Here is a 26,869-nt window from a genome sequence, read left to right on the forward strand (position 1 = left end):
CTATCATCCCATCATTTCTCATCTTCGTGTGGATGAAACCCCATTCTTGATCTTCACCTGTCTCTTTAGAAAAAAAGAAAAATGAAGCTCACGCCTATCACGAGTCCAGTCTTGAGCCCTGCGCTTTTTCGATTGATGAGATAAAACAGTGCTTGGATACCTGAACTTGCCAAAAATGCCTGAAAGAAATCAAATGGGAGAAGATGCCCTTGCTTATAAACAAATAGCATAAACAGCGCGATGCCAGTGAGATAGAAAAAGCCTCGATCCTGAAACAGATGAACCATCTCATCCTTTGCCTCTTTTTTCGAGGTAAAAGTAGGCGGACTCGCTGCAAGCTCTCTTTTCAGCGTAAGAAAGCCTGCCGCTAACACACATAAAGCGAGTAATACCATCAATACAGAAGAAAACACGACCTGCCTCCTTTATCATGTCACCCATGTAAAAAAAGAGCTTGTCCATATGAGATGACAAGCTCCTCTATCAAGATGTTATTTCACAAATCCAAGCAGCATTTCTCGTAAAAGTTTGCTTGCTGTATTCGCCGTTTGATCGGAATGATCATATACAGGCGCTACCTCTACAAGGTCTGCACCGACGACATGCACATCAGAACCAGCAATGGCATGAATAGATGCCAGCAGTTCTTTTGACGTAATACCGCCAGCATCCACCGTTCCTGTACCAGGTGCATGAGCCGGGTCAAGTACATCGATGTCAATTGTCACATAAACTGGGCGGCCTTTCAGCTTTGGTAATACTTGTTTCAATGGCTCCAGCACTTCAAATTTAGAAATGTGCATGCCTGCTTCTTTTGCCCATTCAAATTCTTCTTTCATCCCTGAACGGATGCCGAAAGAGTATACATTTTCAGGTCCAATAAGTCCTGCAACTTTACGAATCGGTGTCGAATGTGAAAGCGGCTCACCCTCATATTCCTCACGAAGATCGGTATGTGCGTCCATATGGATGATGGCCAAATCAGGGTATTTCTTATACATCGCACGGAAAACCGGCCAAGACACAAGATGCTCTCCGCCCATTCCTAATGGAAACTTCCCTTTTTCTAAAATGCTGTCGACATACTCTTCAATTAAATCTAAGCTTTTCTGTGCATTGCCAAATGGAAGCGGGATGTCGCCAGCATCAAAGAATGGTACCTCGTGCAGTTCACGATCTAAATAAGGACTGTATTCCTCTAATCCAATGGATACTTCACGAATACGGTTCGGGCCAAAACGTGAGCCTGGACGGTAACTGACGGTCCAATCCATCGGCATCCCGTATAAAATGACTTTCGCATCTTCCCATGTTGGATGACTTCCAATAAACACTTTTCCTGAATAAGCCTCGTCGAATCTCATACAAGATTCCTCCTTTTACGCTTCAAAAAATGCGCAAACTTTCATTTGCGCATTTCTACTTCGCTTGATTTATTTGATTAAGTCGCTCACAAATTTCGGCAGAACGAATGCCGCTTTGTGCAATTCTTTTGTGTAATATTTCGTATCGATATCAAAGAAGCGGCTGTCTTCTACAGCAAGTGGATCATACTTCTTAGAACCGATAGTAAATGTCCAAAGACCGCTTGGATATGTTGGGATATTCGCTGTGTATAGCTTGGTAATCGGGAAAATTTCTTTTACATCACGCTGTACATTTGTAATTAACTCAGGTGTGAACCAAGGGTTGTCCGTTTGTGCAACGAAAATACCATCTTCTTTGAGTGCTTTTGAGATTCCTGCATAGAAACCTTTAGAGAACAAGTTCACAGCTGGTCCAACTGGCTCAGTTGAGTCAACCATGATCACGTCATATTCGTTGTCGGCTTCCGCAATGTGCATAAAGCCGTCTCCGACTTTCACATCTACACGAGGATCGTCTAGTTTCCCAGCAATTGAAGGAAGGAACTTCTTCGAGTATTCAATGACCTTGCCATCAATATCAACAAGTGTCGCTTTTTTCACACTTGGATGCTTCAGGATTTCACGAATAACACCACCGTCTCCTCCGCCTACGACAAGAACATTTTCAGGGTTTGGATGAGTGAAAAGAGGAACATGTGCCACCATTTCGTGGTATACAAACTCATCTTTCTCTGATGTCATCACCATACCGTCTAAAAACAGCATATTGCCAAACTCTTCTGTTTCCACCATTTCTAAATGCTGAAAATCTGTTTGTTCTGTGTGAAGGGTTTTGTTCACCTTCAATGTAATGCCAAAATTCTTCGTTTGCTTCTCTGTATACCAAAGTTCGCTCATTGTTCATCTTCCTCTCATCCAATAATAAACAAACATCTATTGTTAGCGCCTTTTATCGGCTATGACTATATCGATTGTCCAAGAAAAAAGTATAGTGGATTCGTATCAAATTGTAAAGAACCGCATGAGATAACTTCATTTTTAAAGCGCACCCTTGCAGTCGCCTGTTTAAAACGGTTTTCTTTGTCCCATACTGATAAAAAATCGTCAAAATGGGGGCTTTGCATGGACACAATCATGAGTAATAAAAAAATCCGCATGACCGTGAAAACGATTCGGGCCTGTTTTTTTATCGGCTTGCTCGCTTTTCTATTTGCAGGCACAGTCTTTTTGACGATTCTTTTACTTGCTAAGTGGCAAGGCGCTCCCTCTGTTCAAGTTCCCCAATCCACGACCATTTATGCAGCCGATGGGTCTAAACTTGGCGAATCGAGCTTTGGAGAAAAGAGATACTGGGTTCCGTTAAAGGACATGTCTCCTCATATACAGCAGGCAGTGGTCGCGGTTGAGGATAAAACCTTTTATCAGCATCACGGCTTTGATGTGAAACGAATGGCAGGTGCTGCGGTGGCAGATATTCGTGCAATGGCAAAAGTACAAGGCGCCAGCACGATCACCCAGCAATACGCACGAAATTTATATTTAGATCATGATAAAACATGGAAGCGGAAGTGGAATGAAGCCTTTTACACGATCCGCTTAGAACAAAACTATACAAAAGATGAGATATTGGAAGGATACTTGAACACCATATATTATGGCCACGGCGCATACGGCGTGGAAGCGGCATCCCGCCTTTACTTTGGAAAAAAAGCAAAGAACTTAACTTTAGCTGAGTCTGCCTTGCTTGCCGGTATTCCTAAGGGGCCTTCTCTCTACTCCCCTTATGTGAACGAAGAAAGAGCCGAAGCAAGAAAAAAGATGATCCTAAAGCAAATGCAAGAGGATGGCATGATCACAAAAAAAGCGGCTGCTGATGCCAGCAAGGAAAAGCTGTCCTATCGCCCGCTCAAGCAAAAGCAGCTGCAAGCAAAGCAGGCCCCGTATTTTTATGATGATGTGATTCGCGAACTGAAACAAACGCTGGGTTTAACCGAGGAACAAATTGAAACGTATGGTCTTCATATCGAAACGACCTTACAACCTGAATTACAAAAAATCGCTGAAAAGACTTTAACCAACATCATGGATTCTGAATCAGGTATCCAAATTGGCTTAACCGCCATCCATCCCCAAACAGGGCATGTGCTTGCACTCATCGGGGGAAGAGATTACGAGAAAAGCCCATTCAACCGGGTCACACAAGCGAAAAGACAGCCCGGTTCAACAATGAAACCACTTCTCTATTACATGGCTTTGCAAAATGGGTTTACACCAGCAACGGTGATGCGCAGTGAGGAAACCGTTTTTGAACTGGATGAGCAAGGAAGCGGCGCTGCTTATTCACCAAGCAACTATCACGGCTATTACGCCAATGACGGTATTACGATGCTTCAGGCTTTGGCTCTATCTGATAACATTTATGCGGTCAAAACCCATCTGTTTTTAGGAATGGAACAGCTCGTACGTGCAGGCAAGGCGTTTGGGATTCACGAAAAACTAGATCAAGTGCCTTCACTTGCGCTAGGTACCTCACCTGTCAAACCAATCGAAATGACCAATGCTTACGCGATGCTGGTCAATGGAGGAAAACGCGTCAAACCAACCTTTATTACGAAAGTAACGGACGCAAAGGGCAACGTACTATTTGAGGAGAAACAAAAACGAGAGCAAGTACTAGATGAAAAAGCAGCATTTGTCACCACTGACATGATGTCAGGGATGTTCAATGATCAATTAAATGGCTATACAAGTGTCACAGGACGTACCATTTCAAAAGATCTTACCAGAAATTATGGAGGAAAATCAGGGACGACAGGCGCTGACAGCTGGATGATCGGCTTCTCTCCCCAGCTCGTCACAGGTGTGTGGACCGGCTATGATAAAGGACGCACCATTGACTCGGTCAAAGAAACCGCCTATGCGAAAAAGATATGGGCTTCCTTTATGGAATCAGCCCTCTCAAACCAGCCAGCCTCCTCCTTCATGCCGCCAGACGGTGTAAAAGGCGTATATATCAATCCAAAAACCGGTGATCTCGCAGGCCCAGGATGCGAATCAAAGGTATTTACCTATTTTATAGAAGGAACGGAGCCGACCGGTGTCTGCTATGGTGCCGAGAACAAAGCATCTGAGCAAGACACGGCTCAGGATCAACAGCCTAAGAAATGGTGGGAAAAGTGGCTGAAACGTTAAAAATGGACATGAAAAACCCCGAGATCTGCATCTCGGGATTCTCCATGTCCTAGCTTTAACACCAGTTTACTGAAAAAACGACTGGAATTGGTATCCATTCATCATTCTTCACAAAAATTTCACAATTACTCAGGAACAGCCAATCCTTCTTTTAATTCATCTGTGGATGCTTCCCATAACGCCTCATTGTGACTCTTCAAGAAATCAGCGAGCACCTTTTTCGAACCATCATCCATATGACTGACAACGATTTTACGCTTCATGGATTTATCCATTAAATTCACATGCTCAGGAAGTGACTTATATCCTCTGCGGATCGAGCGGTCAACCGTCATTTCACAAGCTGTGACTCCTGCATAATATGGCCCCTCTTCTCTACGGTCAATCGTCACCCATACGAGCCAATACGGTTTTCCGTTAGGTACCTCTTCTTTGGTTTTTAAAAATTTAATTCCTTTTTCGACGGCACTTCTTGCATGCATCGCACCAATATCAATGACGGCTTCCTTTTCCTCCACATCAATGATGACTGGCGAGATATTATCAAGGCTGAGGGCACCTGCCCCAAAACCTCCATGCCCATCCGTTGCATCTGTTTTTTTAATGATATTAAAACCAATTGGTTTCTTCTTTTTACCTTCCATTCATTAGACCTCCTAAAGCAGCGGCTTAAAAATAAGATTGAACCAGTCAATAATTTGATTACGCATTCCGATCAACGGACCAAAAACAAACTGACCTAGCGGTGTGATGACGAAGATGAGGAAAATGATAATTCCATACTGTTCAAATTGCGTCATCTTTGCACGGATGCCGGGACTGACAACATCCTCAATAATACGATATCCATCCAGCGGCGGGATCGGTAATAAGTTAAATAGGAACAAAATCACGTTCAAGTTAATAAAGATTTGGAAGAAATAATCGATCCCCGGCTCAAAGCGCATGAGCGACTCCCCGCCAAATTTCTGAAGAAGCACATACACAAAAAAGCCTAGAAACGCCAACACCAAGTTACTTAATGGGCCAGCAATCGAGACGCAAATTCCTGCTAAGCGCGGGTTTTTGAAATGGTACCGATTCACAGGTACAGGCCTCGCCCAGCCAAACCCAGCCACAAAGATCAAGATCGTCCCGAAAATATCAAGGTGCTTCAATGGATTGAGCGTCAGTCTGCCTTGATTTTTAGCTGTCGGATCTCCAAAACGATACGCAACATATGCATGCGCCAGCTCGTGCATCGTAAAAGCCACAACAAGCGTAATGGCGACATATGGAATCAGTTCTAATGGATAAACAAGAAATTGGTCCAAAGGCATGAATCCCTCTTTCTTTCTATACAATGATTTACTTCATTCAGTATACTATAAGAAGTCCCTTAAACTAAAGGGAAGCGTAGCATGAAAGGAAAAAGGAGGTTTTCGCCATGCCAATTATCACCGTTCAAATGCTTGAAGGAAGAACAGATGAGCAGAAAAGAGCTCTTGTGGAGAAAGTCACAGATGCCGTTGTTGAAACAACAGGCGCAGGTGCAGAAAAAGTCTCTGTCATTATTGAAGAAATGAAAAAAGAACATTATGCTGTAGCAGGAAAGCGAATGAGCGACCTGTAAGCATATAAAAAGGACAAACACTTTTTCGGTGTTTGTCCTTTTGTCTCTTACCTTATCTGTACCAAGCTTTATTACGGTTCACTTGATTTTTATGAGCCGCATCGAAGTAATCGACAGTGTAAGAATAATCATAATTCATTAAGCAGACAATTCCGCTGCCTTGAGGGTCATGCGGCAAACCAAAGTTATGGCCGTATTCATGTGTAGCCGCTTTTGCTGTATTCGCTGTTCCTTGATCAAGGTTGACACTGAATGCACTTCCGCTCGGTGCACTATTGTAAACATAAGCGATTCCGCCAGCATCAAAGTTTGGATTTGCTGTAAATCCTGTGACAAAATCGTATCCTCTGCCATCAAAGCTGCGCTGAAGGTTGGACAAAATTTGTGATGCATTTGATCCTGAGGACGTCCAAGATCCTACGGCTTGTACGACAAAGTCCACATCATGATCACGGTTAAATGTCACATCCGCTTGCTCAATGATGCTGACAATGCGCGTCTGCCAATCACTATATTTCGCACGATACTGCGCATCAGCTACTGCATAGACGGTCACTTTCTGACTGCCTGTACTAGCTTTTGTTGAAATCGAATCTCCTGTATTTGCTTTAAAGGTTCTAGACCCTACCTGTTTACCAGACTCGTCTAAAATTTTTGTTGTCACATCTCTTTCAATAGGAGGTGCCTTCGTCAAATCTTTAAAATCGCTTGCCTTTGGCAACCCTTCACTAATATGTGTTTCGAACGGTGCATGACCATGATCATGCCCATGACCTGCACTTGCAACTGGTGCTGAAGCTGAACTTACCCCCGGTAACAAACTACCTACCAATAAAAATGACAAAAAGACTGAACGCTTTTTCATTCCTATCCCTCCTTTGTTTTTCACAAGGTTATATATTCACTGAAAATTCACCATTTTCCTTCTATTCAGTCAAAAACAGGGAATTGGATATACAGGAAGAAAGTCGAAACATGTCATTTTCACTAATTTTTCGGATATTTTGACACACATTTCATCAAAAAACAGCACTTTTGGTCTGGGTCATTTACATAGTAATCATCCGCCTTTTTCTAAAATGATGTCATAGACCCAGCCACATCATATAAGGGAGAAAAAATTGATATTAGAAAAGATAAAGTCAGACTTTACTGATACCAATTATACTTCTCTGCGAATCTCCCTTATGATGAAGAACATAAAAACAATGCTACTTCAAAACAGAAGGGACGATCCACATGTCTGAAAACAAGCACATACAATTTGGATTGATGTTACATGGTCCAGGAGGTCATATGAATGCATGGAAGGATGAATCCGTTCCAGCAGATGCAAGTGTGAACATTGATTATTATCAAGCAATGACAAAAAAGGCAGAAGCAGCGGGTTTCCGTTTTGTCTTTGTCGCAGATGGCTTATATATTCATGAACATTCAATTCCTCATTTCTTGAACCGATTTGAACCATTAACCATCTTATCCGCTCTTGCTGCGGTCACCAAACAGATTGGACTTGTGGGCACCGTATCCACTTCTTACAGTGAGCCCTTTACCATTGCACGGCAATTCGCATCCCTAGATAAATTAAGCAAAGGCCGGGCCGGATGGAATGTTGTGACTTCCCCACTTGAAGGCTCTGCTGAAAACCACATCATTCGTCCGCATCCAAGCCATTCACTTCGGTATGAAATTGCAGAAGAATACTTAAAAGTAGTGAACGGCCTATGGAGCTCATGGGAAGAGGATGCTTTTATAAGAGATCGATCAACAGGGGTTTTCTTCGATCGGGATAAACTGCACACATTAAACCATCATGGCAAACACTTTTCTGTCAAAGGTCCTTTGAATATCGAACGATCTGAACAAGGGCAACCGGTGATTTTCCAGGCAGGTGCGTCAGAGGCAGGAAAGGATCTAGCCGCAAAAGAAGCGGACGCAGTATTTACGAATGCAGACTCACTTGAGAAGGCGAAAGCATATTACCGCGACGTGAAAAATAGAGCCGCAGCGCTGGGCAGAAATCCAGCTGATATCAAAATTTTCCCTGGCATCCACCCGATTACAGGGAGAACAGTCGAAGAAGCAGAAGAAAAATATGAAGCCATTCAACATCTGGTCTCTATTGAAGAAGCCCTTCATTACCTGGGCAGGTTCTTTGATCACTTGGACTTCAGTCAATTTCCACTTGATGAGCCATTTCCTGATATCGGTGATGCCGGTTCAAACAGCTTTCAATCCACAACAGAATCGATTAAAAAAATGGCGAAAGAACAAAACTTGACCTTAAGAGAAGTCGCTCTACGAGTGACCACTCCCAAAAGTGCTTTTTTCGGTACTTATGAACAAGTGGCAGACCAGCTGATCCAATGGATCGAAGAAGATGCCGCAGATGGATTTATTTTTGGCGCGCCTATTCTAGCAAGCGGTTTATCTGAATGGACGGAGCACGTCATTCCGATATTAGTAGAAAGAGGATATTACGACCCGAATTATCCAGCTCATACCCTTCGTGAAAATTTGGGTCTGCCTATTAAGAAGAATCAGTTTCTTAAACAAACCGTGAAATAAACATGAAAAGAGGGGTTAGCTCAAAGGCTCCCCCTCTTTTCATGTTGGTTGATGCAGTCGATTTTCGATGAGATCAATGAATTGAAGTACGGCTCTTCCTGGCGAATCATTTGTTTTCCTCAATAGACCAACTGGCGGGGAAACATGAATGCCCTTTATCTCTAATACCTTGGTGCCTGGAAGGGTAAAGGAATGAGCAGTTCGTGTAAAAAGAGAGACACCTAATCCAGCCTGAACATAATGTTTATGGGACATGCTGCTCGTAATCTCTAACTTATTGTAATTGGTCCCAATGACATCGACGATTTGTTGTTCGATTTGAATACGGATGGGGCAATTGTGTGGCGTGAATAAAATGGTCTCATCCTTTAAATCTGTCACCTCCACTACCCTTTTTTCCGCTAATCGATGGGAAGACGGGACGAGCAGCACGATATCATCTTGAAAAAGAGGCTTATAGCTATTCTCCATCGAAGCTTCTGGTGCTCCGCAAATCGCAAAATCAATCTCATCATGAGAAAGTAAGGAACTCAACGTATTCGCATCCGCTACTTGCACAGAAAATTCTACATTCGGAAACCTTTCCTTGAATTCTGCAATAAGTGCAGGAAATTCTAAGCTGGCTGTAGGCTCAGAAACACCGATTCTAATGAACCCCGCAATGCCCACTTCTAAATCTTGGAGTGTTTTCGTCAATTTCTCATATTCATTGAGTAAAGAATTGGCTCTTTCATAAAAAAGCTGTCCTGATGCTGTTAACTTTAAGGTCTTCCCTCTTTCTAGAAGCTTCTCTCCAATTTCCTCTTCTAAATGTTTGATGTGCAAAGTGATGGTTGGCTGAGAATAATTCAGCGCTTCTGCTGCTTTTAAAAAATTTCCGTATTTCACGATCGTGGCAAAGGTGCGTATCGCTCGAATCTCCATGAAAACCCCTCTTCTCCCTGTATTTTAAATATCTGAATCGTGTATTTATGATTACTAATTATACTTTTCTATTGGTTTGCCTTATTATAATTTATATTATCAACTATTCCAAGTTGTTTAGAAGGAATTATCAGAAATGGAGGAGACGAATTGGCAAAAGTAACGATTATAGCAGGCGGGCATTCCGTCCAATCTCGGTTAACCGGTGTCCTGCAACACATCCATCATCGTTTGGCGTTACATGGGATTGATGTTCATGTCATTCAAGTCCACCAGCTTCCTAGCAGTGCCTTAATAGGAGCAGATTTTTCAAACGAAGACATTGTCAAAGCCATTGAGCTTGTGAATGAGAGCGACGGTGTCATTGTGTTAACACCTGTCTACAAAGCGTCTTTTTCCGGTATTTTAAAAACTTTTTTAGATCTACTCCCCCAGAAAGCGTTACAAGGGAAACCCGTTCTTCCCTTTGTTTTAGGAGGAACATACGGACATTTGCTCGTCATTGAATATGCACTTAAACCGATCATTCATCAACTCGGTGCAACCGTCGTTCAATCTGGCGTGTATGTTGTCGATCAACAGGTCTCAAAGCAGGATTCAGATAGCTATGTGCTTGATCCAGATGCCACAAACAGATTAAACCTCGCACTATCTCAATATCAAAGTCTAATAGGAGGAACAGCCAATGTCGCTCACCCTTAGTATTCTTGATCAAAGCCTCGTCAGTGAAAACGAGAAAGCAGAGACGGGTATTCAGCATACTGTCAGATTGGCTGAAGCAGCAGATCAGCTTGGTTATCACAGGTTTTGGGTGTCTGAACATCACAATAATTCTCAAGTGGCAGGATCATCCCCTGAAGCCCTCGCTGGTTATCTTTTAGCAAAAACGAACCATTTGCGAATTGGGTCTGGCGGTGTCATGCTTCAGCATTACAGCCCGTTTAAGGTGGCTGAAACATTTCATGTACTGGCATCACTAGCGCCTGGCAGAGTCGATTTAGGCGTTGGGAAAGCACCAGGAGGGTTGAACCTCTCGACACAAGCGCTTCAGGAAGATTATCAAGCGTCACGGAAAGACTTTTCTCAAAAATTAGTGGATCTCAAAACGTATCTTACTGAACAAGCAAATGAGTTAAATGCTCAGCCAATTCCTAGCGTATCACCCGACATGTTCCTTCTAGGCGGCAGTATTGAGAGCGCGGAATTCGCAGCAAAACTTGGGATATCCTTTGTGTTTGCCTATTTTATTAACGGGGATGACGCATTATTAAAAGAAGCAAGAGAGACTTTTCAAAAATTCAAGACACAGAACACCCACCAGCAATTTCTTCTCGCCATCACCGTATCTGTAGCAGAAGACCATGAACAAGCCCTCTCGTACATCAAGCAAAAGGAAACAGTAAAGGTCTCCTTTTCCGATGGAAGAAAGCTTAATGTGACGTCACTAGAAGATGCAGAAAAGCTGGTGAAAGGAACAAACAAGGAACACTACAACATTCACGTTCAAAAAACCGGTTATACCGCTGGCACAAAAGAAACCGTTCATCACCGGCTGACTGAACTAGCCGAGACATATGATATCAATGAGTTCATTGTGCTATCTCCGATTGTAGACATTGAGGCAAGAATAGCGTCTATCACATTATTAAAAGAAGCATTTGATCATGAACTAACAGCCAAAAACCAAATAAACCAAGAGGTGAGCGTCTAATGTCAAATAATCAAAAAATCATTTTATGGAGCAAAAATGGATGCAGCTATTGTCAGGACATTCAGTCCTATTTCAACGAACAGCACATTACTTATTCAACCATTGATGTAACAGAACATGATCATTACAGAAATATTTTAGAAGAAAAATACGGCGTCCGTTACGTGCCAGTAGTAGAAATCAGCCGTGATCCCCACGTGTATCAAGCATTGCTGAATCCAGATATCGATGCTTTACGAAAAGCGTTGAGCTGACATTACACACTACCCTTTTGATTGGAGGTTTGTCATGAGTCGAGATATTTTTCGCATCGCTACCGAAGAAGATGCACCGGCTTTTCTAGAATTGCTGTCCAGTGCATTTAAACCGCTTGGAGAAATGGGCATTGATTGGCCATCCACGAACGCCACACTTGAAATGGTCACAGAAAACATCAAACAATCCGTTGCTGTTGTGTTAGAACGAGACGGGCGGCTCATATCAACCATCACCATACGTTTTCCGTGGGAGAGCACTCAACCGGTTTCAGGCTATCCATTTGTTTGGTGGTTTGCCACAGCTCCTGATTTAGCCGGTCAAGGGATCGGAAATAAGCTGCTCGATTATGTAGAAAACACCTTGCTCCGGCAGACATTTAAAGCACCAGCATACACACTGGGTACTTCTGGCCGGAAACACCCCTGGCTTCTAGAGATGTACGAACGAAAAGGCTATACAGCATATATTGAACGTGAAGCCGATAATGGCGACTTAGGTGTATTAATGTATAAAGTCCTCATCCCTGAACGGTTCGATGCCGCCATATTAGGCGCACCGCCCTCAGAAGAAAAAGTCCAAACGACTTCAACATAGGAGGTGATTCAACATGGGGGAGTTTTTCAAATGGGAGTATGTCGTCACACTCTTCCCTAAAGTATTGTCAGCTCTTCCAACAACCTTACTGATCGTTTTATTTGCCACTTTGATTGGCAGTTTTCTTGGATTCATTCTTGCTTATTTTCGAATTGAGCGTATTCCCATCCTGCATCAGCTCAGTGCAATTTATGTCTCATTTATTCGCGGAACACCTATCCTTGTTCAAATGTTTATTGTGTTTTATGGCCTGCCTGGTGTGCTTGCAACAATAGGGCTTGATATCTCCATGTGGAACAAATTGATCTTTCTGTATATTACATATGGACTCAATACAGCTGGGTATTTTTCAGAAATATTCCGATCTGCCCTATCGAGTGTCCCAGCATCTCAATATGAAGCGGCCGCCTCGATTGGACTGACGAAATGGCAGATTTATAGAAGAACGCTTATTCCTCAAGCAGGGAGAATCGCCCTACCTAATATCGGCGTGGCCATTGTCAACTTATTACAAAATACCTCCCTCGCCTTTACATTAGGTGTGATGGACATGATCGGAAAGGTTCAAACATTAGGGGCTTTATACTATCGCGTATTAGAAGGATACTTTATTGCTGCCGTTATATTTATCATTTTAAGTATGGTGTTAGAAAAATCATTTGACCTATTGGAAAAACGGATCAATACACCGAAAACAAAAAAACAGCGTCAGACGGCATTGCTTCCCTTAAAAAGAGCCGAAGCGGCCTTTACTGTAGAAAAACGTGCAAAATAAACTGAGGAGGAATTTACATGAAAAATAACAGAATATTCAGTAATCATTACATCATCGGCCTGCTTCTACTTGGTTCATTGCTCCTTGCCGCCTGCGGAAATAATGAGCAATCGGATGAAATCAAAGCAGAAGCAAACAATAATGACCCAGATGCAAAAGAAATCGTCATCGGGACAGGGAACGCCTATCAACCCTTCGTTTACTTAGATGAAAACGGCAAATTAACAGGCTACGAGAAGGCTGTATTAGATGAAGTGGATCAGCTGCTGCCACAATATAAGTTTAAATATGAATCCTTTGAGTTTAAAAATATTCTGCCTGCTTTAGATGCCGGTAAAGTTGATCTCGCTGCACACCAATATGAAATCAATGACGAGCGTCAGAAGAAATATCTATTTGGAAAAGTTGGCTACACAGATTATACAAGCTATGTGGTGGTAAATAAAGCATCCGGTCATGACTTTCAAAGCCTGGACGATTTAGCTGGACACAAAGTGCACACCTCTACAGGAAGTAATTTCGCTTATCTTCTAGAGCAATATAACGCAAAGCATGATCGGAAAATTGACATTGTCTACGGGGATGGCGGGAACGAAATTTTAGTCAAAAACCTGCAGAATGGCACGGTCGATGCTGCCTTACTCACAAAGTATGACGTCAATAAGCTAAACAAACAGTTCAATGCTCATCTTGTGACATCCGGAAAGCCTGTAAACGTATCTAAAACGTATTATTTATACCAAAAAAACAATACGAAACTTCAAAAGGACATTGATCAAGCCCTGCAAAAACTGATTGATAACGGCAAGCTCGCTGAATTGTCTAAAAAAATATTGGGCGGAGACTTTACTACATCATAAGAAAGGAGCGATCTGAGTGGATTTTGACGTTGCTTTTATGTTTCAGGCCTTTGTAGCCGCACTTCATTATTTGCCAACGACGCTGCTATTAGGCTTTCTTCCGCTAGTATTCGGCTCCATCTTTGGCTTTGGTATTGCCCTTATCCGTTTTTATCAAGTGCCTGTATTGTCTCCATTGTTCAAATGGTTTGTGGCGATTTTTAAAGCCATTCCTGTTGTATTAATCTTGCTCGTATCTTATCTTATTTTTTCCGATTCGCTCGATCAATTGGCTGCATCTCTTTCGTTGCCCATCCGTTTTAGCGATTTAGATAGACGATGGATTGCCATTTTCGCCCTTTCTTTATATGCCGTCAGCGGGTTATCAGAGATATTTCGAAGCTCTCTTGCGTCCATCCCAAAGGGTCAATTTGATGCCGCTCTATCCGTTGGTTTCACAGGCAGGCAGGTGTTGCGAAGAGTGATCATTCCACAAGTCTTTCCCATCTCTCTTCCTTTACTGAACAACATGCTCATCAGTTTAATCAAAGCCTCTTCTCTCGTCTCTATGGTGTCTGTGGTCGATATTTTAAACGGCGCTTTAATCAAAGCCAATGTGAATTACCGTTATCTTGAAGCATACATTGCTGTTGCCCTTATTTACTGGGCTTTGTGTGCCTCTATTGAAGCCATCACTGCTGGATATGAGAAATATGTACACAAAAGTAAAAGGGGGCGGTTCGCATGATTCACATCAAACAAGTGCATAAAGCATTCGGTCAAAACCAGATTCTAAAGGGAATTGATTTAACGGTGGAAAAAGGCGAAGTCGTTGTCATTTTAGGTCCGAGCGGCTCTGGGAAATCAACATTTCTCAGATGCTTAAATTTTCTTGAGCGTGCGGATCAAGGTGAAATCAGCATTGATCAGACCACTGTCACATTCAATCAAGCAAAACCGAAAGACATTCTAGCAATTCGCAGAAAAACAGCCATGGTCTTTCAGCAATACGACCTGTTTATTCATAAAACAGCACTTGAGAATGTCATGGAAGGCTTAGTCATTGCCCGTAAACAACCGAAAGACCAAGCCTATGACACAGCACTCCAGTTGCTCACAAAAGTAGGGTTACTAGAGAAAAAAGATGCCTATCCGCATCAATTATCTGGCGGACAGCAGCAGCGAGTAGGCATTGCAAGAGCACTTGCATTGAATCCGGAGGTCATTTTGTTTGATGAACCGACCTCCGCTTTAGATCCCGAGCTTGTAGGTGAAACACTTGACGTCATTAAACAAGTGGCACAAACAGGCGTCACCATGATCATCGTCACGCATGAGATGAGCTTTGCCTATGATATTGCCGACAGGGTCATTTTCATGGAAGATGGTGTGATTGTCGAATCAGGCACACCAGAAGAAGTCTTTGAACAGACGAAAGAAGAACGGACGAAACAATTTTTAGCAAGATTTTCTTATCATCATTCCTAAAAAACAAGTCGATCCATGAGGTCGACTTGTTTCTGTTTCTATATGCGTGCAAAATAAAAACCAGTCTGTTCTAGCCATTGGCTATCACAAACTGGTTCTTGTCGTTAGTTCAATTCCTTCAACTGATCAATATAAGCAAGGGCTGCCTCAAATTCTTCGTCCGTATAGCGCTGCTTGCTTTTAATGGTGAAGACCTTTTCCTTTACCTCATCTTTTGGCAGATCATCAAAGTATAAAATCGTTGAGACAAGCTCTAGAAAACGAGACGATTGCTCATTCATCTGCTGCGTCAGCACTTTGAGGTCAGGCATGTCCACTTCACACTGATCGAGAAACTCTTTCCCATTGTCCGTCAGCGAATAACGATATTGATAGTATCCGCCCTTTTTTTCCTTCATTTCGTCCAAGAATCCAAGGTTGCACAGCTCTTCAATTCTGAGCGTCAACTCCTCTGAATAGGGGCCATAAAAATGAAAATCGTATTTCTCGTAAAAAGGCAAATCTAGCTTTTTTGCTATGTAAATCATTTTTTGCAGCTTCTTCCGTCCAACGATTTCCCCAGATTCAGAGAACACCTTCATCAACTTTGCATGCTCTTTCAACAAATTCCCGACATCTCCTTTTTCAGTACTTCCTTATCCCAATCCAAGCAGCTTCATGATCGCCTTCTTTTCTTCAGCTTTTTCCGACATATCTACAATTAAGTCCATCGGGAAATAAAGTTTATGATCGGTTCTTCGTTTACCGGAAATGGCGTCAACAATATCTGACTGTCTCGACAGTTCTTTAATATGACCACTTTGCGTCAAAAGGTGGATCGGCAGCCGCTCTTCTTCTTCGCCCGGTCTATAAAAGTCATAAGGCAAATCAGAGGAAGAATCGACCACTAAATAATAGTCAGGATCAATTCCTGCTTCTTTGAACAAAGCAGTCAGCTTGAAATATTTCGTCATTTCTTCGTTAGGATTAAACTCTGTATATTGGAATAAACGGCGGTTCATAAAACGGCGGCACAAATCAGCCAGCACGTGATCTTCTTCATCTTCCCACGCCTGAAAATAAAATAAGACAATGGATTCATCCAGCTTAATATAGTCCTCTGTGGTGACATTTCCTTCAAAAATTGAATAAAAATGAACCGGGGCATGTGTAAAAATATATCCCGTTTCATGCAGCTCTTTTGCACGATGGAGGATTTTTGTTAAAATGACTTCCGCACTGCGTGTCACTGGGTGGAAATACACTTGCCAGTACATTTGATAGCGGCTCATAATATAATCCTCTACGGCATGCATCCCGCTCTGTTTCATCACAATCTGATCTTCTCTTGGACGCATCACGCGTAAAATACGTTCCATATCAAAGTGACCATAGCTGACGCCTGTATAGTAAGCATCGCGCTGCAAGTAATCCATTCGGTCGGCATCAATTTGACTTGAAATCAAACTGACCACCTGTTTGTTTTGATACGTTTTGGCAATGACTTCTGCTACATGCTTTGGAAAATCGTCACTGACCCGGCGCAGCACTTCATTGACTTCCGTCTGCCCTAAAATGATATCTCTTGTAAACGATTCATGATCTAAATGAAAGACCTTTTCAAAGGAATGAGAAAACGGACCATGTCCAAGGTCATGAAGCAGGGCGGCACTCAGTACAAGCTCACGCTCCCCTTCATCCCATTCGGGTCTTCCTTTAAACACATCATCCACAATTCGTCTGACAATCTCGTATACACCGAGTGAATGATTAAATCGGCTGTGTTCTGCCCCATGAAACGTTAAATAAGTGGTGCCTAGCTGTTTAATTCGTCTAAGGCGCTGGAACTCTCTCGTTCCGATTAAATCCCATATCAATGCATCCCGTACGTGAACATAGCGGTGCACAGGATCTTTAAATACCTTTTCTTCGGATAATTTCCCTTTTGGATACGCCATCGTTTCGTCCCTCTTTTTTTAAGACGTGTTTCTATTATATCGGGTAACTTTTCCCGAAAACATCCTTGAATTTGCTGGCGAATGTGTTCTCATAGATTGAACGGACGTAAAAAGCCCGACCTGACAGGGACGGACCTCTTTTTAGGTCGACTGAACACATTCAGTGACATTTATTTGACTTTTTTTTGAACCTTTTCGAGTAACTCATCTTCTGTTGGTGCGGATAATGGGCGATTGTTCACAAACGCAAAAGCCTTTTTTCGTCCTGGACCGCAATACGATTGACAGCCAATCTCAATTTTTGCATCAGGGTCAACCGATTTAAGTCGAGGCAATAACGTTTTTAGGTTCGTCGCATCACAATCGTCACATACGCGAAACTCATTAGCCATGTTCTTACGCTTCCTTTCAATGATGAAACTTCATTCTATATGAAACAGTTGGACAACTAAGAGTGAATAATATACCACCCAACATTGTACATCGAAGCGACTGGAGTTGCAAGACGCATTGTCAGCACAGAGACGTATTCACATAAAAGCTAGTATTTTCCACTATCCTTTTAGCAAACTTGTATAAACCTTCTTCAACTTGGCTAATCTAATACCATCAAATCTTATGGGGGTTTAAACACATGTCAAAACAAAGACAAGATGCTTGGTCAGAGGAAAATGATCTCCTTCTGGCAGAAACCGTCTTACGTCACGTCAGAGAGGGCAGTACACAGCTGAACGCATTTGAAGAAGTGGGAGACAAGCTAAACCGTACCTCAGCGGCATGCGGATTTAGATGGAATGCTGTCGTGAGACATCAATATGAAAAAGCATTGGCACTTGCCAAAAAACAGCGTAAACAACGCATGCGTGCACTCGGCAATGGGCAACCTGCGAAAAAACGTTTGCTCTATCAGCCGCAAGTTGAAGAAACGATCACACAGGAAGAGTTCTCTCAAGAACTGGAACCTGCACAAGAAGAAACGTTTGCACCTGCAGCCGAAACAGCCGAACAGCTTCAGTTTGTGGATCAAAGCTACAATGAAGAGTTAGCTAGTTTATCACATTTATTGTCACAGGCTTCTCAAGTGACAGAGAAAAAGCTAGAAGCCAATCCATTTGGGCAGCGCCAAGAGTTAACCATTGAGGATATCATTGATTTCTTACGCCGCTATGAAGGCGATGGACAGCAATCAGCTGCCTTACGGATGGAAAACAGCCGGTTAAAACAAGAAAACAATGAACTTTCACATAAAGTGTCGCAGCTAGAAGCTGAAGTGAAAAAGCTTGAAAAGGATCAGCTCACCATTCAAGAAGATTATGAAACACTCGTCAAAATCATGAACCGTGCAAGAAAACTAGTTTTGTTTGAAGAGGACGACAGTGCCGCACCAACCTTTAAAATGGACCGGAACGGCAACCTTGAAAAAATGGCAGAATAACCAAAAAGTGCTCCCCACCTGCGGGAAGCACTTTTTTAAATATCCAAAAATAGCATCACGCTAAAAAGGACATTGATCAAGAAGACGAACATAAAAATATACCTAACTTGCCTCACCTGAAAATCACCAAAGATAAAAATATAAAGCCCTGCGATACCAAGCGTCAGTACAGGCTGAAGAAACGGCACGAAAAGCGAAATGCCGTAACCGGCTCCTATGATGACAGGAAGCCATAGTAAATAGAGGTAACCGCCATTTTTGGATTTCAAGAAACCACTCCCTCTCTTTCTTCTATCTGCTTGATTTCAGGCTGAACAAACTTGAGTCCGGCCATTGTACGTCTGCGTTTTTGTGATGTCCAAATCGCAATCGCCGGCTGATCCGTTAGAGATTCTGTGTCAATGGTGATCAGCACTTGCCCTTTTAATTCAATTGAATCTTCAAACTCAATTTTGCACCCAGATAAACTGATATCATGTATGATCACCGGCACCTTCTCTTCTAGTCGGTCCTCATAGGCGATCGTGCCTGTCACACCTTGCAATGGCCTTCTCATCCATTTGCGCCGCAGAGCCTTTGGTACCTTCTCCGTTTCTCTTAAAAAGCGGAGAAACGTGCGAACAGCATGAGATTTTTTCTCACGATCCGTCACCGCTACATGCTCTCGTGTGAATAAGAAACGGATCAGTGATAAATACTCTGATTTTTTTGTGTCAGTAAAAGCAACACCAACCATCAGCTTGTCTCCCTCTGGATAGCTCCAAACCACGTCACACGACACGCTTTCATTCTCTGAAAAAAATAATTGCGTTTGTCCTTGATAAAGAGAAGACGCTTGGTCCAATGGAATGGACAGACGCGCACCTGAATCACTCATATCTAGTAGAAAACAAGCTATCGACTGATCTTGATGATCAGAACGAAGATGCCCCTCTTTTTCAATGACAAATCGCTCTGATTTCCGATAACGCGGTCGATCAAACGCCACAAGCAGTGCCATGAATAAGCCTGCACCGTTATAAAGCACCCAAAAAATATTAATCAACATAAGATCAGCGTTCATCGTCCCATTTACCTTCACATCGTAACCTATTTTCACAAGGGCAAGCAATGAGAGCAGCAAGAAGATCAGATGGGGAATCATCGTTTTCAAATGAAAATGCCTTTTGTCCGTTTGAATTCCCTTCGGTGTCACCAGAAATTCAACACGTTTCTTCAAGAACAGTTCACTGAGTGCCACACCAGCTAAGTGGAATGCCATTGAACTTTCATAAATATGACTCCAAAACATACTTCTTTTTTGATTCGACACAAGTTTAAATGCTAAATACGAGCTAAAGAACGCCGGCAGCCAAAACATGAAAACGGACTGGAAATCTGCCCAGAAACTTTGAATACCAAACAATAAAAACAAAATCGGTGTGAGAATATAAATCATTTTAAACAAACCGTTAAACCAATACACAATGCCATCTAAATAAAGAACACGCTGCATCAGCGTTAAGCCGCGAACCTTCAATGGATTAAACTTACGGGCACACTGAATGTTCCCTCTCGACCAGCGATCTCTCTGCTTTAACAGATCAAGCCAGCTTTCAGGTGCCAGACCGACGGCTAATACTTCTCCGACAGACACAGATTTGAATTTCCCCTGAAGAAGCATTCCTGTTGCCATGTCTTCTGTAATTACTCCTGTAGCAAATCCGCCAATTTCATCTAATGCCGTTCTTCTAAATACCGTATTACTCCCAACATACATGACGGCATTAAACCGATCCTTACCAGCTTGGAGAGTTTGCATGAAGAAGTCCTGCTCATTTGGAATTCGATCTTTCGAGAACATATTATATTGGAAAGGATCTTCGTTATAAAACGCCTGTGGAACTTGAACAAACGCAGTTGCCCCATCATGAAAATAGGGCACTGTTTTTTCTAAAAATGAAGGAAGAGGGACCATATCTGCATCAAGTGTCAGAATCAGCTCTCCATCCGTTTGAGACATCGCATGATTTAAATTACCTGCCTTAGCAAATCTGTTATCTGTTCTTGTCAGATAATGAACACCAAACTCAGAAGCAAGCTGCTCTACTGCTTCCCTATTGCCATCATCACATAAATAAATTTGAACGCTTTCCTTCGGATAAGAGAGATTCAAACAACCTGCAACAGTACGTTTCAGCACCTCAATTGGTTCATTATATGTAGCTATGAAAATATCAACTGTTGGCAGCCTGTCAAGATCACTAATCATGACTTGTTTCCGATTTGAAGGCTTCCAAACCAGTGTATAAAACACAAGCAACTGGATAAACCCAATGCATTCACAGGCAACAAGCAAAATGCCCATGACAACATTAAAAGTACCTTCATGCGGCAATGTAAAGAAGAGGCGCCAGCAAATATAGGCAGCATTTGTTAACACACATAGCACAATGATGACTTTTTTCACAGTAGAGGCCATTGGCTGGATACGATATATCATATACAACAGAGACAAAATACAAAGCATAAACAGCGGGTAATACGTGGTGATGAATGACAAAACATTTTCCTTCTTTCTTATGTCATAAAGGACGATCACATATAAAATGTCATAGCAAAGGAGGGGATTCTTCCATTACATTGCCCCTCCATGTCTATATAAATCATTTCCACAATCGATCTAACTGATTTGAATAAAAATCAATGGCCTTTCGATAACTCAAAATAGCAGGATCGTTTGTCGTTTCAGTTAAACAGTTCAGTAATATTTCCATGGCTTTGTTATGTTCATTTAAATTATACAAAGTCATGGCATAAAACGTTTGAATGGCTTTATTATGCGGATAAGCTTCCATCGCATGGAGGAATATCTGTTTTGACTGTTCATATTCCCCTATGGTTCTGTATGTACTTCCTAATCCTAAAAAAGCATCTTCTCTTTCTTCTGAAGACAAACCTAGCTCAAGCGCCCTCTCATAAAAAAAGACAGCTTGTTTTTCCTTCCCTAACACATCATAGCTCCAAGCACATTGATAGTGAATGGAGGCATGATCTGGATACTCTTCTACAAGACGGATGAGCATGTCATTGGATTCTTGAAGATGTCCACTTTCTCGAAGTTCAATCGCTTTCAGAAGTTTCGTTTCCATTACATCACCCCTATTTTTAAGATGGCTGGAAAGATATGTTTACGAGAACACTTTCTCATTCCGCTCAATCATCCGTGTCATGTTCTTCTCAAACTCCAGTTGTTCCTCGGTGGTCAACCCTGAAGCGGTCAGTTGCTCGCTCAGCTTTTGAAGTTCTTCTAGTAAAAGACGCATGAGAAGCGCACAGTCAATGGGTTCTCCAGTTAATTCTGATAGGGATGCCATCGTATCAGGCTGTATATCAGGGAATACCGCTTTCACCTCATGCCGTTTATCCTTTAAGGCCGCCTCATAAAAACGGCGAATCAAATCAGCTCGTTCCCGGCCGCTTCCATCTGCACACAAATAGATCTGCACAGCGACCCCTCCGCGTAATCTACGCTGAGAAATGCCGGCAAATTTCTTTCCATTGATGCTTAGATCATAGCTGCCCGGACAATAAGATCCGACAATCTCATAAGCTTCAATGTCCACCTCATACAGCGACAGCATCCGGCGGATCAATTCCACCATCGCATCATATCCTCGGTCAATATCAATGCCCTTCTTTTGTTCCGCAAAGATTAAAGACACATTCAGTACGCCTTCATCCAGCACAACAGCAAGACCGCCTGAATTGCGCACAATCACGCGATATCCCTCTTTCGCAAGAAGCTTTACACCATCTTGGAGAAATGGAAGTCTTGTATCCTGAATCCCAAGAACGATCGTATTGTGGTGCACCCAAGAACGCGCTGTCGCTGGTGAGAGTCCTTTCCCGACCGACGCACAAAGCGTATCATCCATCGCAAAAGATTGCTTTGGGTCTACATAGAGACCAAGGCTCGATTGATCTATGATTCGCCATGTCGGCTGCGTCAATAACTCAATAGGTTCATTTTTCATGTCCTGCATATCCTCTCGTTCATAAACTGTGTTTATTATAACATGGAGGGAGAATGAGAGAGAAAAAAGCTCTATGACAAGGAACGTCACAGAGCTTTTCAACTGGATTTGGTTTTCTTGTTCTTCCTTTTCGAAATGAAATAAACAGCTGCAATCAAAACGACAGGAACCCCAACCACGAGGCATGCAGCGATCAATGTGTTCCACGGCAAATCGATCATCTCCTTAATAGACTAAACTTCTATGAAACAGCCGTGACTTACCCAGCTTAACAAGTCTTCAGCCACCAATTCCGCATGCTGAGGGTCCATCACACCAGCATCGACGATCCACACTTTTTTCTCTTCTTCTGCCTGCCGCATAAGAAATACTCGCCCGCCGCCATCGTCACCAATGGCTACATAGCCGCTGGCATAATGATGGACTTCCCATGTTTTATTGCGTTCTACTATGTCCTCAGTTCCGTATAGAAGAACATCGCCTTCGACGGAACATCCATTTGTCTGTTTCAGCAATGTCTTATAAGCATGGGGTAGCAGCATGTTTAGCTGGAATTCTGCCTCTTTGATGTTTATATCAGTTTCTGGTTTGTTGATGATTAAACATGGAATTTGGGTTACATCGATCATGTGAATCCTCCTCGATGAGTGCTATGTTTATAAATTTTTGATTTATCTTTAAATTTTACTTAACAGGTCACTCAACCCATACTTATATTCCAAATTATGAATTTCGACTTTTGCAATTCTCATCTATTAGTTAATCAATGCAAAGTAACTTTTGAAAGGCTTTTATTAGTCTGCTAGTAAATCTAGATAATATTTATCATCCTCTTGTATTTTGGTTAAAAATTCTTCCAAAGAATTAGCGATTTTTATATCATAATAATATATTGCGCTTTTATCCTTTTCATTCAATTCAATTGACATTAATGCTGTCTCATTTGCTTCAAAAAAGATTAATTTGTTATTCTCAAATTCATCATAGATTTCAATGTCAGGATAAAATTCAAAATCATTAGCCCTTAATCGAAAGTCTCTTACAGAATAAGGGTCCATGATGCGATTAGTGTTAAACTCAGACCCATTAATAAAACCGTAACCTACCTCTATATAAAAACGAATTAACTCCTTAGGAAACTTTAAATCAAGTTCCTTTTCAACATCTAAGATTTCTTTTTCAGTTACTAAAAAAAAACTATTTTCTTCGTTTTTCTTAATAATTTCATATCCCATTATTTTTTAACTCCTTTAAATAATGTATTTGCGGGTGAACCTGCTCCATGTATACCTGCTTGATGCTCATTTGGAAATTTTGCAGGATGCATATTCCACCACTCATGCTCTCCTCCAAAAGTATTTTCAATTATATGGTGAGCATCATACTTATCTCCTTTTTTTCTAATTACTTTACCAGTTTTTCCTGAAATAATATTCTCATTATACACTGGCCACTTTTGTCCAGTATTTCTTTCCCACTCTTTGATTACTTTATTTTTCACACTATCAAATTTCGCCCGATGCTTAGCCGTTTCTATAGGTGACATTTTGCTATACTCTTTATTTCTTAATGCTGCTTTCAAATTATCTATTTGGTTTTTAGGTAACTCTCTTCCTGTTCGTCCTTCTATATCTCTAACATATTTTTTTATTGTATCAGAATCTATCTTACTCCCTGTACTAGTAGTAATCCTCTTTACCGCACTCTTCCCTTGATCTATCTTAAAAACATATTTACCTATCTTCCCTATTTTCGCGATTGGGATAATTGAAGCTGCGGACAGAGCTTGTTCTGTGCTACTAATATTTTTGCTGGTTTCTGGGTCTTTGCCGGTGACGGCTCGATAACCGTCATAGATTCCGCTGTATTCTAGGATGATGTTTTCGGTTGTTGAGACAACTTCACCGTCTAATATGCGTTTCGCATTGCCACGGCTGCGGCTTTCTGGAATTTTGTCGACTTCTTCTATTTTTACTTCGCCGTTTGCGATATACGTTCGGATGATTTGTTTATTGGCGTAAACAGTGTATCGGCCGCCAATAAAATCAATATCGGATGAGTCAGTGACGACTTCATCTGCTATATCGAATTCTTTTAATTTTTTAATGCCTTTGACGTTGTATAGTTTACCATTTATGACCCTGATGTCTCTATGAATCTTGTTTTTCCCGTCCACAGCTTCCCTTTGCAATGTCGTAAGTGATGGATCGTTTGCTGTGACTTGTTGATTAATGTTTTTATGAGATTCGTCCCGAACAACCGTCTCCACATTCGCCTGTTGTTTCTCTCTCAGCTTCTTCAGCATGATCATCATCGGATGGTCTTTCGTGTTGTCTATTTTGTCATTCAATCCGCTGATCGTGCTGCTTATTTTTTCTTCTTTTCCATTTTTGAAAATAGACCCTTTTTGATAGCTCGTGATGTCGATTTTGGGACCGGTGAACATGGTGCTTAGCGTGTTGATGTATTGCTTCATTGTTTGCAATGCACTTGTTGTTTCATTCATAGCACTTGTTTGTTCTCTGTCAAAGGCATGGAGCAGTCCAATGGTTCTGGATGTCTCAAGCCACGCTTTTTGATAGCTCTGTTGAAAAGCAGACTCGTCTACGTGAGGCAAGTGAACGATATGACTGACCCTGCCGATCGCCTGGCTCACATCTGAAACAATGTCAGAAATCGCTCGCTCTGCTTTTTTTAAACCTGAATCAAGTTCGTGTTCAATAAATGCTTGTGATATAAAGCCGTGCTGATTTGATTCAAGTGTATGAAGTGCCTGCTTTGTTTGTTTGAGCGCAGAGCTGTATTCCTCAATGACAACCTGAAAAAATTGCAGGAAGGGAATATGGCATTCTGTATAAAAGGAGCGGATGGCTTGTCCCGCCTCTCCCTTTAGTGCGCCATCAAGTGAGATGATCTGTTGGATTTGTTTTTCTATGGAGCTAATCTGTTGTGATTGCTGCTTTAATGTATTCAGCGTTTGGTCAATTCCGTTTATTAGCGCAAAAGCATCAAGGGTTTTCATTGCGTTCTCCTTTATTTTCTTTTACTGCTGGAAGCAAGCGCCTTGTCCGTTTCGATCATGGTGTTCACCGCTTGTTCTGTTTGTACAAGTTGTTTCTGAAGAATGTCTATATAGGATGTACTTAATTCGTTCAACTGCTGATTGATTTTTTCTAATGTGTCTGCCGTCAGGAGCTGATTTCTTCCTTTGATGGTTGTTGGAAGTGTTGCATTCATTTGAGCGCCTGATTGTTTTGCATGCTGTAATACTCGTTTGACCTGACTGGCATCTATTTTAATTTCTCTGCTCATGTGACTACCCTCTTTTTTCTTCCAATTGTTTCTGCTTTTCTTTCTCTATTTTTCTTTCAACCGAATGAATTTCATGTTCTAATGAATGGATCTCTGATTTTAAGTCGCTGATTTTCTCATCAATTCGGTTCACTAGATTGGTCAGCTGTACACTTTTTATCTCTTGACTGGCGGATGCCATCTCGTCTCGAATGTCATCAAACGTATCTGCGAGATGGCCAAACCATGTATGTGATGTCAGATCTGGATGAGTCATTTTCTTGTTAGCATCTGCCAGAGCAGACTTTGCTTCTTTTATTTCTTTTCGACACATGTTCAGTTCTATGATTTGTTCTTTTTTTATGGATATGTCTGCCTTTAACGAATACAAGGCTGTTGTATAACCGATGATAGCTCCAGACATCGTCAAACACCTCTATTCCTCAAATAGTCCTCCGTTATGTTACCATTTACTAGCACAAGAGGCATATGATTGAAAACGAATTCACTAAAAAATGAATCGTATGTATTGGGTTTTTATACCTAATTCACATAAAAAAGCTGAATCCTTTGATAGGATCCAGCTTTTGATGCTTATTTTAAAGTTTCAGTGACTGATGCTGAGCCATGATCGTTACATGCAGCGTCTTTCTTCTCGGGGATATAATGGAGTGAAAACCCGACAAGGCTAAAAAAGGCACTTAACACCAGTGTTGGGTTTTTAAATAGGTTCGTACTAGCAATGATCATATCTCCCTTTTGCAAGAGTATTCCTAGTATTTGACCGAATACCAACAACGTTCCTGACGTTAGGAATAGGACAAGCAGCACTTTAAATAAGAATTCCATCAATACTCTCATC

32 protein-coding genes are annotated in these 26,869 nt (G+C 41.8%); 12 read left to right on the plus strand and 20 right to left on the minus strand.

Annotation, left to right across the window (positions count from 1 at the left end; genetic code table 11):
• Positions 1–65: 65 nt before the first annotated feature.
• From KVT11_RS08510 to speE, 3 genes are all read right to left on the minus strand, one after another.
• Positions 66–413 (minus strand): hypothetical protein, encoded by a 348-nt coding sequence (locus KVT11_RS08510; protein ID WP_035389831.1) that lies wholly within the window; start codon positions 411–413, stop codon positions 66–68.
• Positions 414–491: 78 nt separating this feature from the next.
• Complete coding sequence (speB, locus tag KVT11_RS08515; RefSeq protein ID WP_017360073.1) at positions 492–1,364, minus strand: agmatinase; 873 nt, start codon at positions 1,362–1,364, stop codon at positions 492–494.
• Between the two features lie 69 nt (positions 1,365–1,433).
• The gene (gene speE / locus KVT11_RS08520; RefSeq protein WP_003214614.1) at positions 1,434–2,264 is read right to left on the minus strand and encodes a spermidine synthase; all 831 of its coding nucleotides are present in this window, start codon (positions 2,262–2,264) and stop codon (positions 1,434–1,436) included.
• A 225-nt stretch (positions 2,265–2,489) separates the two neighbouring features.
• Between speE and KVT11_RS08525 the strand changes: the two genes are divergently transcribed.
• Positions 2,490–4,559 (plus strand): transglycosylase domain-containing protein, encoded by a 2,070-nt coding sequence (locus KVT11_RS08525; protein WP_116306392.1) that lies wholly within the window; start codon positions 2,490–2,492, stop codon positions 4,557–4,559.
• A gap of 125 nt (positions 4,560–4,684) precedes the next feature.
• Here the strand turns inward: KVT11_RS08525 and KVT11_RS08530 are convergent, their stop codons facing one another.
• Both KVT11_RS08530 and KVT11_RS08535 read right to left on the minus strand, forming a co-directional pair.
• The gene (locus tag KVT11_RS08530) at positions 4,685–5,203 is read right to left on the minus strand and encodes a YwhD family protein (protein ID WP_007497712.1); all 519 of its coding nucleotides are present in this window, start codon (positions 5,201–5,203) and stop codon (positions 4,685–4,687) included.
• Between the two features lie 12 nt (positions 5,204–5,215).
• On the minus strand, positions 5,216–5,872 hold the full coding sequence (locus KVT11_RS08535) for a site-2 protease family protein (RefSeq protein WP_223255609.1): 657 nt from the start codon (positions 5,870–5,872) through the stop codon (positions 5,216–5,218).
• A 113-nt stretch (positions 5,873–5,985) separates the two neighbouring features.
• Here KVT11_RS08535 and KVT11_RS08540 point away from each other — a divergent pair, with 113 nt between their 5' ends.
• Positions 5,986–6,171 (plus strand): 2-hydroxymuconate tautomerase, encoded by a 186-nt coding sequence (locus KVT11_RS08540; RefSeq protein ID WP_008343530.1) that lies wholly within the window; start codon positions 5,986–5,988, stop codon positions 6,169–6,171.
• A gap of 52 nt (positions 6,172–6,223) precedes the next feature.
• Here KVT11_RS08540 and KVT11_RS08545 read toward each other — a convergent pair whose 3' ends face one another.
• Positions 6,224–7,036, minus strand: coding sequence for a zinc-dependent metalloprotease (locus tag KVT11_RS08545; protein WP_210552245.1), 813 nt, complete (start codon positions 7,034–7,036; stop codon positions 6,224–6,226).
• A gap of 374 nt (positions 7,037–7,410) precedes the next feature.
• Between KVT11_RS08545 and KVT11_RS08550 the strand changes: the two genes are divergently transcribed.
• The gene (locus KVT11_RS08550) at positions 7,411–8,739 is read left to right on the plus strand and encodes an LLM class flavin-dependent oxidoreductase (RefSeq protein ID WP_017368237.1); all 1,329 of its coding nucleotides are present in this window, start codon (positions 7,411–7,413) and stop codon (positions 8,737–8,739) included.
• Between the two features lie 39 nt (positions 8,740–8,778).
• On the opposite strand, the gene KVT11_RS08555 is transcribed toward KVT11_RS08550, so the two are convergent.
• Positions 8,779–9,663, minus strand: coding sequence for a LysR family transcriptional regulator (locus KVT11_RS08555; RefSeq protein WP_076821284.1), 885 nt, complete (start codon positions 9,661–9,663; stop codon positions 8,779–8,781).
• A 150-nt stretch (positions 9,664–9,813) separates the two neighbouring features.
• On the opposite strand from KVT11_RS08555, the gene ssuE reads away from it, so the two are divergent.
• From ssuE to KVT11_RS08595, 8 genes are read left to right on the plus strand one after another with little or no spacing between them, the layout of a single operon-like run.
• On the plus strand, positions 9,814–10,365 hold the full coding sequence (ssuE, locus tag KVT11_RS08560; protein ID WP_008343538.1) for an NADPH-dependent FMN reductase: 552 nt from the start codon (positions 9,814–9,816) through the stop codon (positions 10,363–10,365).
• On the plus strand, positions 10,349–11,374 hold the full coding sequence (locus KVT11_RS08565; RefSeq protein ID WP_008343539.1) for an LLM class flavin-dependent oxidoreductase: 1,026 nt from the start codon (positions 10,349–10,351) through the stop codon (positions 11,372–11,374). Before ssuE ends, KVT11_RS08565 begins: the two co-directional genes overlap by 17 nt.
• Complete coding sequence (locus KVT11_RS08570) at positions 11,374–11,628, plus strand: glutaredoxin family protein (protein WP_008343541.1); 255 nt, start codon at positions 11,374–11,376, stop codon at positions 11,626–11,628. The genes KVT11_RS08565 and KVT11_RS08570 overlap by 1 nt, the downstream gene beginning before the upstream one ends.
• A gap of 34 nt (positions 11,629–11,662) precedes the next feature.
• Entirely contained in the window at positions 11,663–12,226 is a 564-nt protein-coding gene (locus KVT11_RS08575; RefSeq protein WP_008343543.1) for a GNAT family N-acetyltransferase, read from the plus strand.
• 13 nt (positions 12,227–12,239) lie between these two features.
• Complete coding sequence (locus tag KVT11_RS08580) at positions 12,240–13,001, plus strand: amino acid ABC transporter permease (protein WP_008343545.1); 762 nt, start codon at positions 12,240–12,242, stop codon at positions 12,999–13,001.
• 17 nt (positions 13,002–13,018) lie between these two features.
• Positions 13,019–13,861, plus strand: coding sequence for a transporter substrate-binding domain-containing protein (locus KVT11_RS08585; protein ID WP_008343547.1), 843 nt, complete (start codon positions 13,019–13,021; stop codon positions 13,859–13,861).
• Positions 13,862–13,877: 16 nt separating this feature from the next.
• Positions 13,878–14,588: an amino acid ABC transporter permease gene (locus tag KVT11_RS08590; protein WP_008343549.1), complete on the plus strand. Its 711-nt coding sequence runs from the start codon at positions 13,878–13,880 to the stop codon at positions 14,586–14,588.
• Positions 14,585–15,328: an amino acid ABC transporter ATP-binding protein gene (locus KVT11_RS08595; RefSeq protein WP_217608995.1), complete on the plus strand. Its 744-nt coding sequence runs from the start codon at positions 14,585–14,587 to the stop codon at positions 15,326–15,328. The genes KVT11_RS08590 and KVT11_RS08595 overlap by 4 nt, the downstream gene beginning before the upstream one ends.
• A gap of 104 nt (positions 15,329–15,432) precedes the next feature.
• Here KVT11_RS08595 and KVT11_RS08600 read toward each other — a convergent pair whose 3' ends face one another.
• From KVT11_RS08600 to KVT11_RS08610, 3 genes are all read right to left on the minus strand, one after another.
• Entirely contained in the window at positions 15,433–15,933 is a 501-nt protein-coding gene (locus KVT11_RS08600) for a YwgA family protein (RefSeq protein ID WP_007497715.1), read from the minus strand.
• A 30-nt stretch (positions 15,934–15,963) separates the two neighbouring features.
• On the minus strand, positions 15,964–17,265 hold the full coding sequence (locus KVT11_RS08605) for an HD domain-containing protein (RefSeq protein WP_007497716.1): 1,302 nt from the start codon (positions 17,263–17,265) through the stop codon (positions 15,964–15,966).
• Between the two features lie 170 nt (positions 17,266–17,435).
• Positions 17,436–17,657: a YuzB family protein gene (locus KVT11_RS08610; protein WP_003215259.1), complete on the minus strand. Its 222-nt coding sequence runs from the start codon at positions 17,655–17,657 to the stop codon at positions 17,436–17,438.
• Positions 17,658–17,899: 242 nt separating this feature from the next.
• On the opposite strand from KVT11_RS08610, the gene KVT11_RS08615 reads away from it, so the two are divergent.
• Positions 17,900–18,700: an RsfA family transcriptional regulator gene (locus KVT11_RS08615; protein WP_046526748.1), complete on the plus strand. Its 801-nt coding sequence runs from the start codon at positions 17,900–17,902 to the stop codon at positions 18,698–18,700.
• A gap of 35 nt (positions 18,701–18,735) precedes the next feature.
• Here KVT11_RS08615 and KVT11_RS08620 read toward each other — a convergent pair whose 3' ends face one another.
• The 10 genes from KVT11_RS08620 to KVT11_RS08665 form a co-directional block, all read right to left on the minus strand.
• Positions 18,736–18,969 carry a DUF5970 family protein gene (locus KVT11_RS08620; RefSeq protein WP_008343557.1) on the minus strand — a complete coding sequence of 78 codons (234 nt, stop codon included), beginning with the start codon at positions 18,967–18,969 and terminating at the stop codon, positions 18,736–18,738.
• Entirely contained in the window at positions 18,966–21,242 is a 2,277-nt protein-coding gene (locus tag KVT11_RS08625; RefSeq protein WP_116306396.1) for a glycosyltransferase, read from the minus strand. Before KVT11_RS08625 ends, KVT11_RS08620 begins: the two co-directional genes overlap by 4 nt.
• Positions 21,243–21,345: 103 nt before the next feature.
• Positions 21,346–21,831 (minus strand): tetratricopeptide repeat protein, encoded by a 486-nt coding sequence (locus KVT11_RS08630; RefSeq protein ID WP_008343561.1) that lies wholly within the window; start codon positions 21,829–21,831, stop codon positions 21,346–21,348.
• 39 nt (positions 21,832–21,870) lie between these two features.
• Positions 21,871–22,716 carry an octanoyl-[GcvH]:protein N-octanoyltransferase gene (gene lipL, locus KVT11_RS08635; protein ID WP_008343563.1) on the minus strand — a complete coding sequence of 282 codons (846 nt, stop codon included), beginning with the start codon at positions 22,714–22,716 and terminating at the stop codon, positions 21,871–21,873.
• A gap of 233 nt (positions 22,717–22,949) precedes the next feature.
• The gene (locus KVT11_RS08640) at positions 22,950–23,345 is read right to left on the minus strand and encodes an SMI1/KNR4 family protein (RefSeq protein ID WP_056704178.1); all 396 of its coding nucleotides are present in this window, start codon (positions 23,343–23,345) and stop codon (positions 22,950–22,952) included.
• Positions 23,346–23,510: 165 nt separating this feature from the next.
• Positions 23,511–23,951 carry an SMI1/KNR4 family protein gene (locus tag KVT11_RS08645; RefSeq protein WP_056704175.1) on the minus strand — a complete coding sequence of 147 codons (441 nt, stop codon included), beginning with the start codon at positions 23,949–23,951 and terminating at the stop codon, positions 23,511–23,513.
• The gene (locus KVT11_RS08650) at positions 23,951–25,738 is read right to left on the minus strand and encodes a T7SS effector LXG polymorphic toxin (RefSeq protein WP_217608996.1); all 1,788 of its coding nucleotides are present in this window, start codon (positions 25,736–25,738) and stop codon (positions 23,951–23,953) included. Before KVT11_RS08650 ends, KVT11_RS08645 begins: the two co-directional genes overlap by 1 nt.
• Positions 25,739–25,749: 11 nt before the next feature.
• Positions 25,750–26,028, minus strand: a complete 279-nt coding sequence (locus KVT11_RS08655) for a YwqI/YxiC family protein (RefSeq protein ID WP_008343583.1) — start codon at positions 26,026–26,028, stop codon at positions 25,750–25,752.
• Between the two features lie 4 nt (positions 26,029–26,032).
• On the minus strand, positions 26,033–26,431 hold the full coding sequence (locus tag KVT11_RS08660; protein WP_008343584.1) for a YwqH-like family protein: 399 nt from the start codon (positions 26,429–26,431) through the stop codon (positions 26,033–26,035).
• Between the two features lie 170 nt (positions 26,432–26,601).
• Entirely contained in the window at positions 26,602–26,868 is a 267-nt protein-coding gene (locus KVT11_RS08665) for a hypothetical protein (RefSeq protein WP_035702413.1), read from the minus strand.
• Position 26,869 lies beyond the last annotated feature (1 nt).

It is taken from the genome of Bacillus sp. GbtcB10, assembly GCF_019091365.1.
Lineage (GTDB): Bacteria > Bacillota > Bacilli > Bacillales > Bacillaceae > Bacillus > Bacillus altitudinis.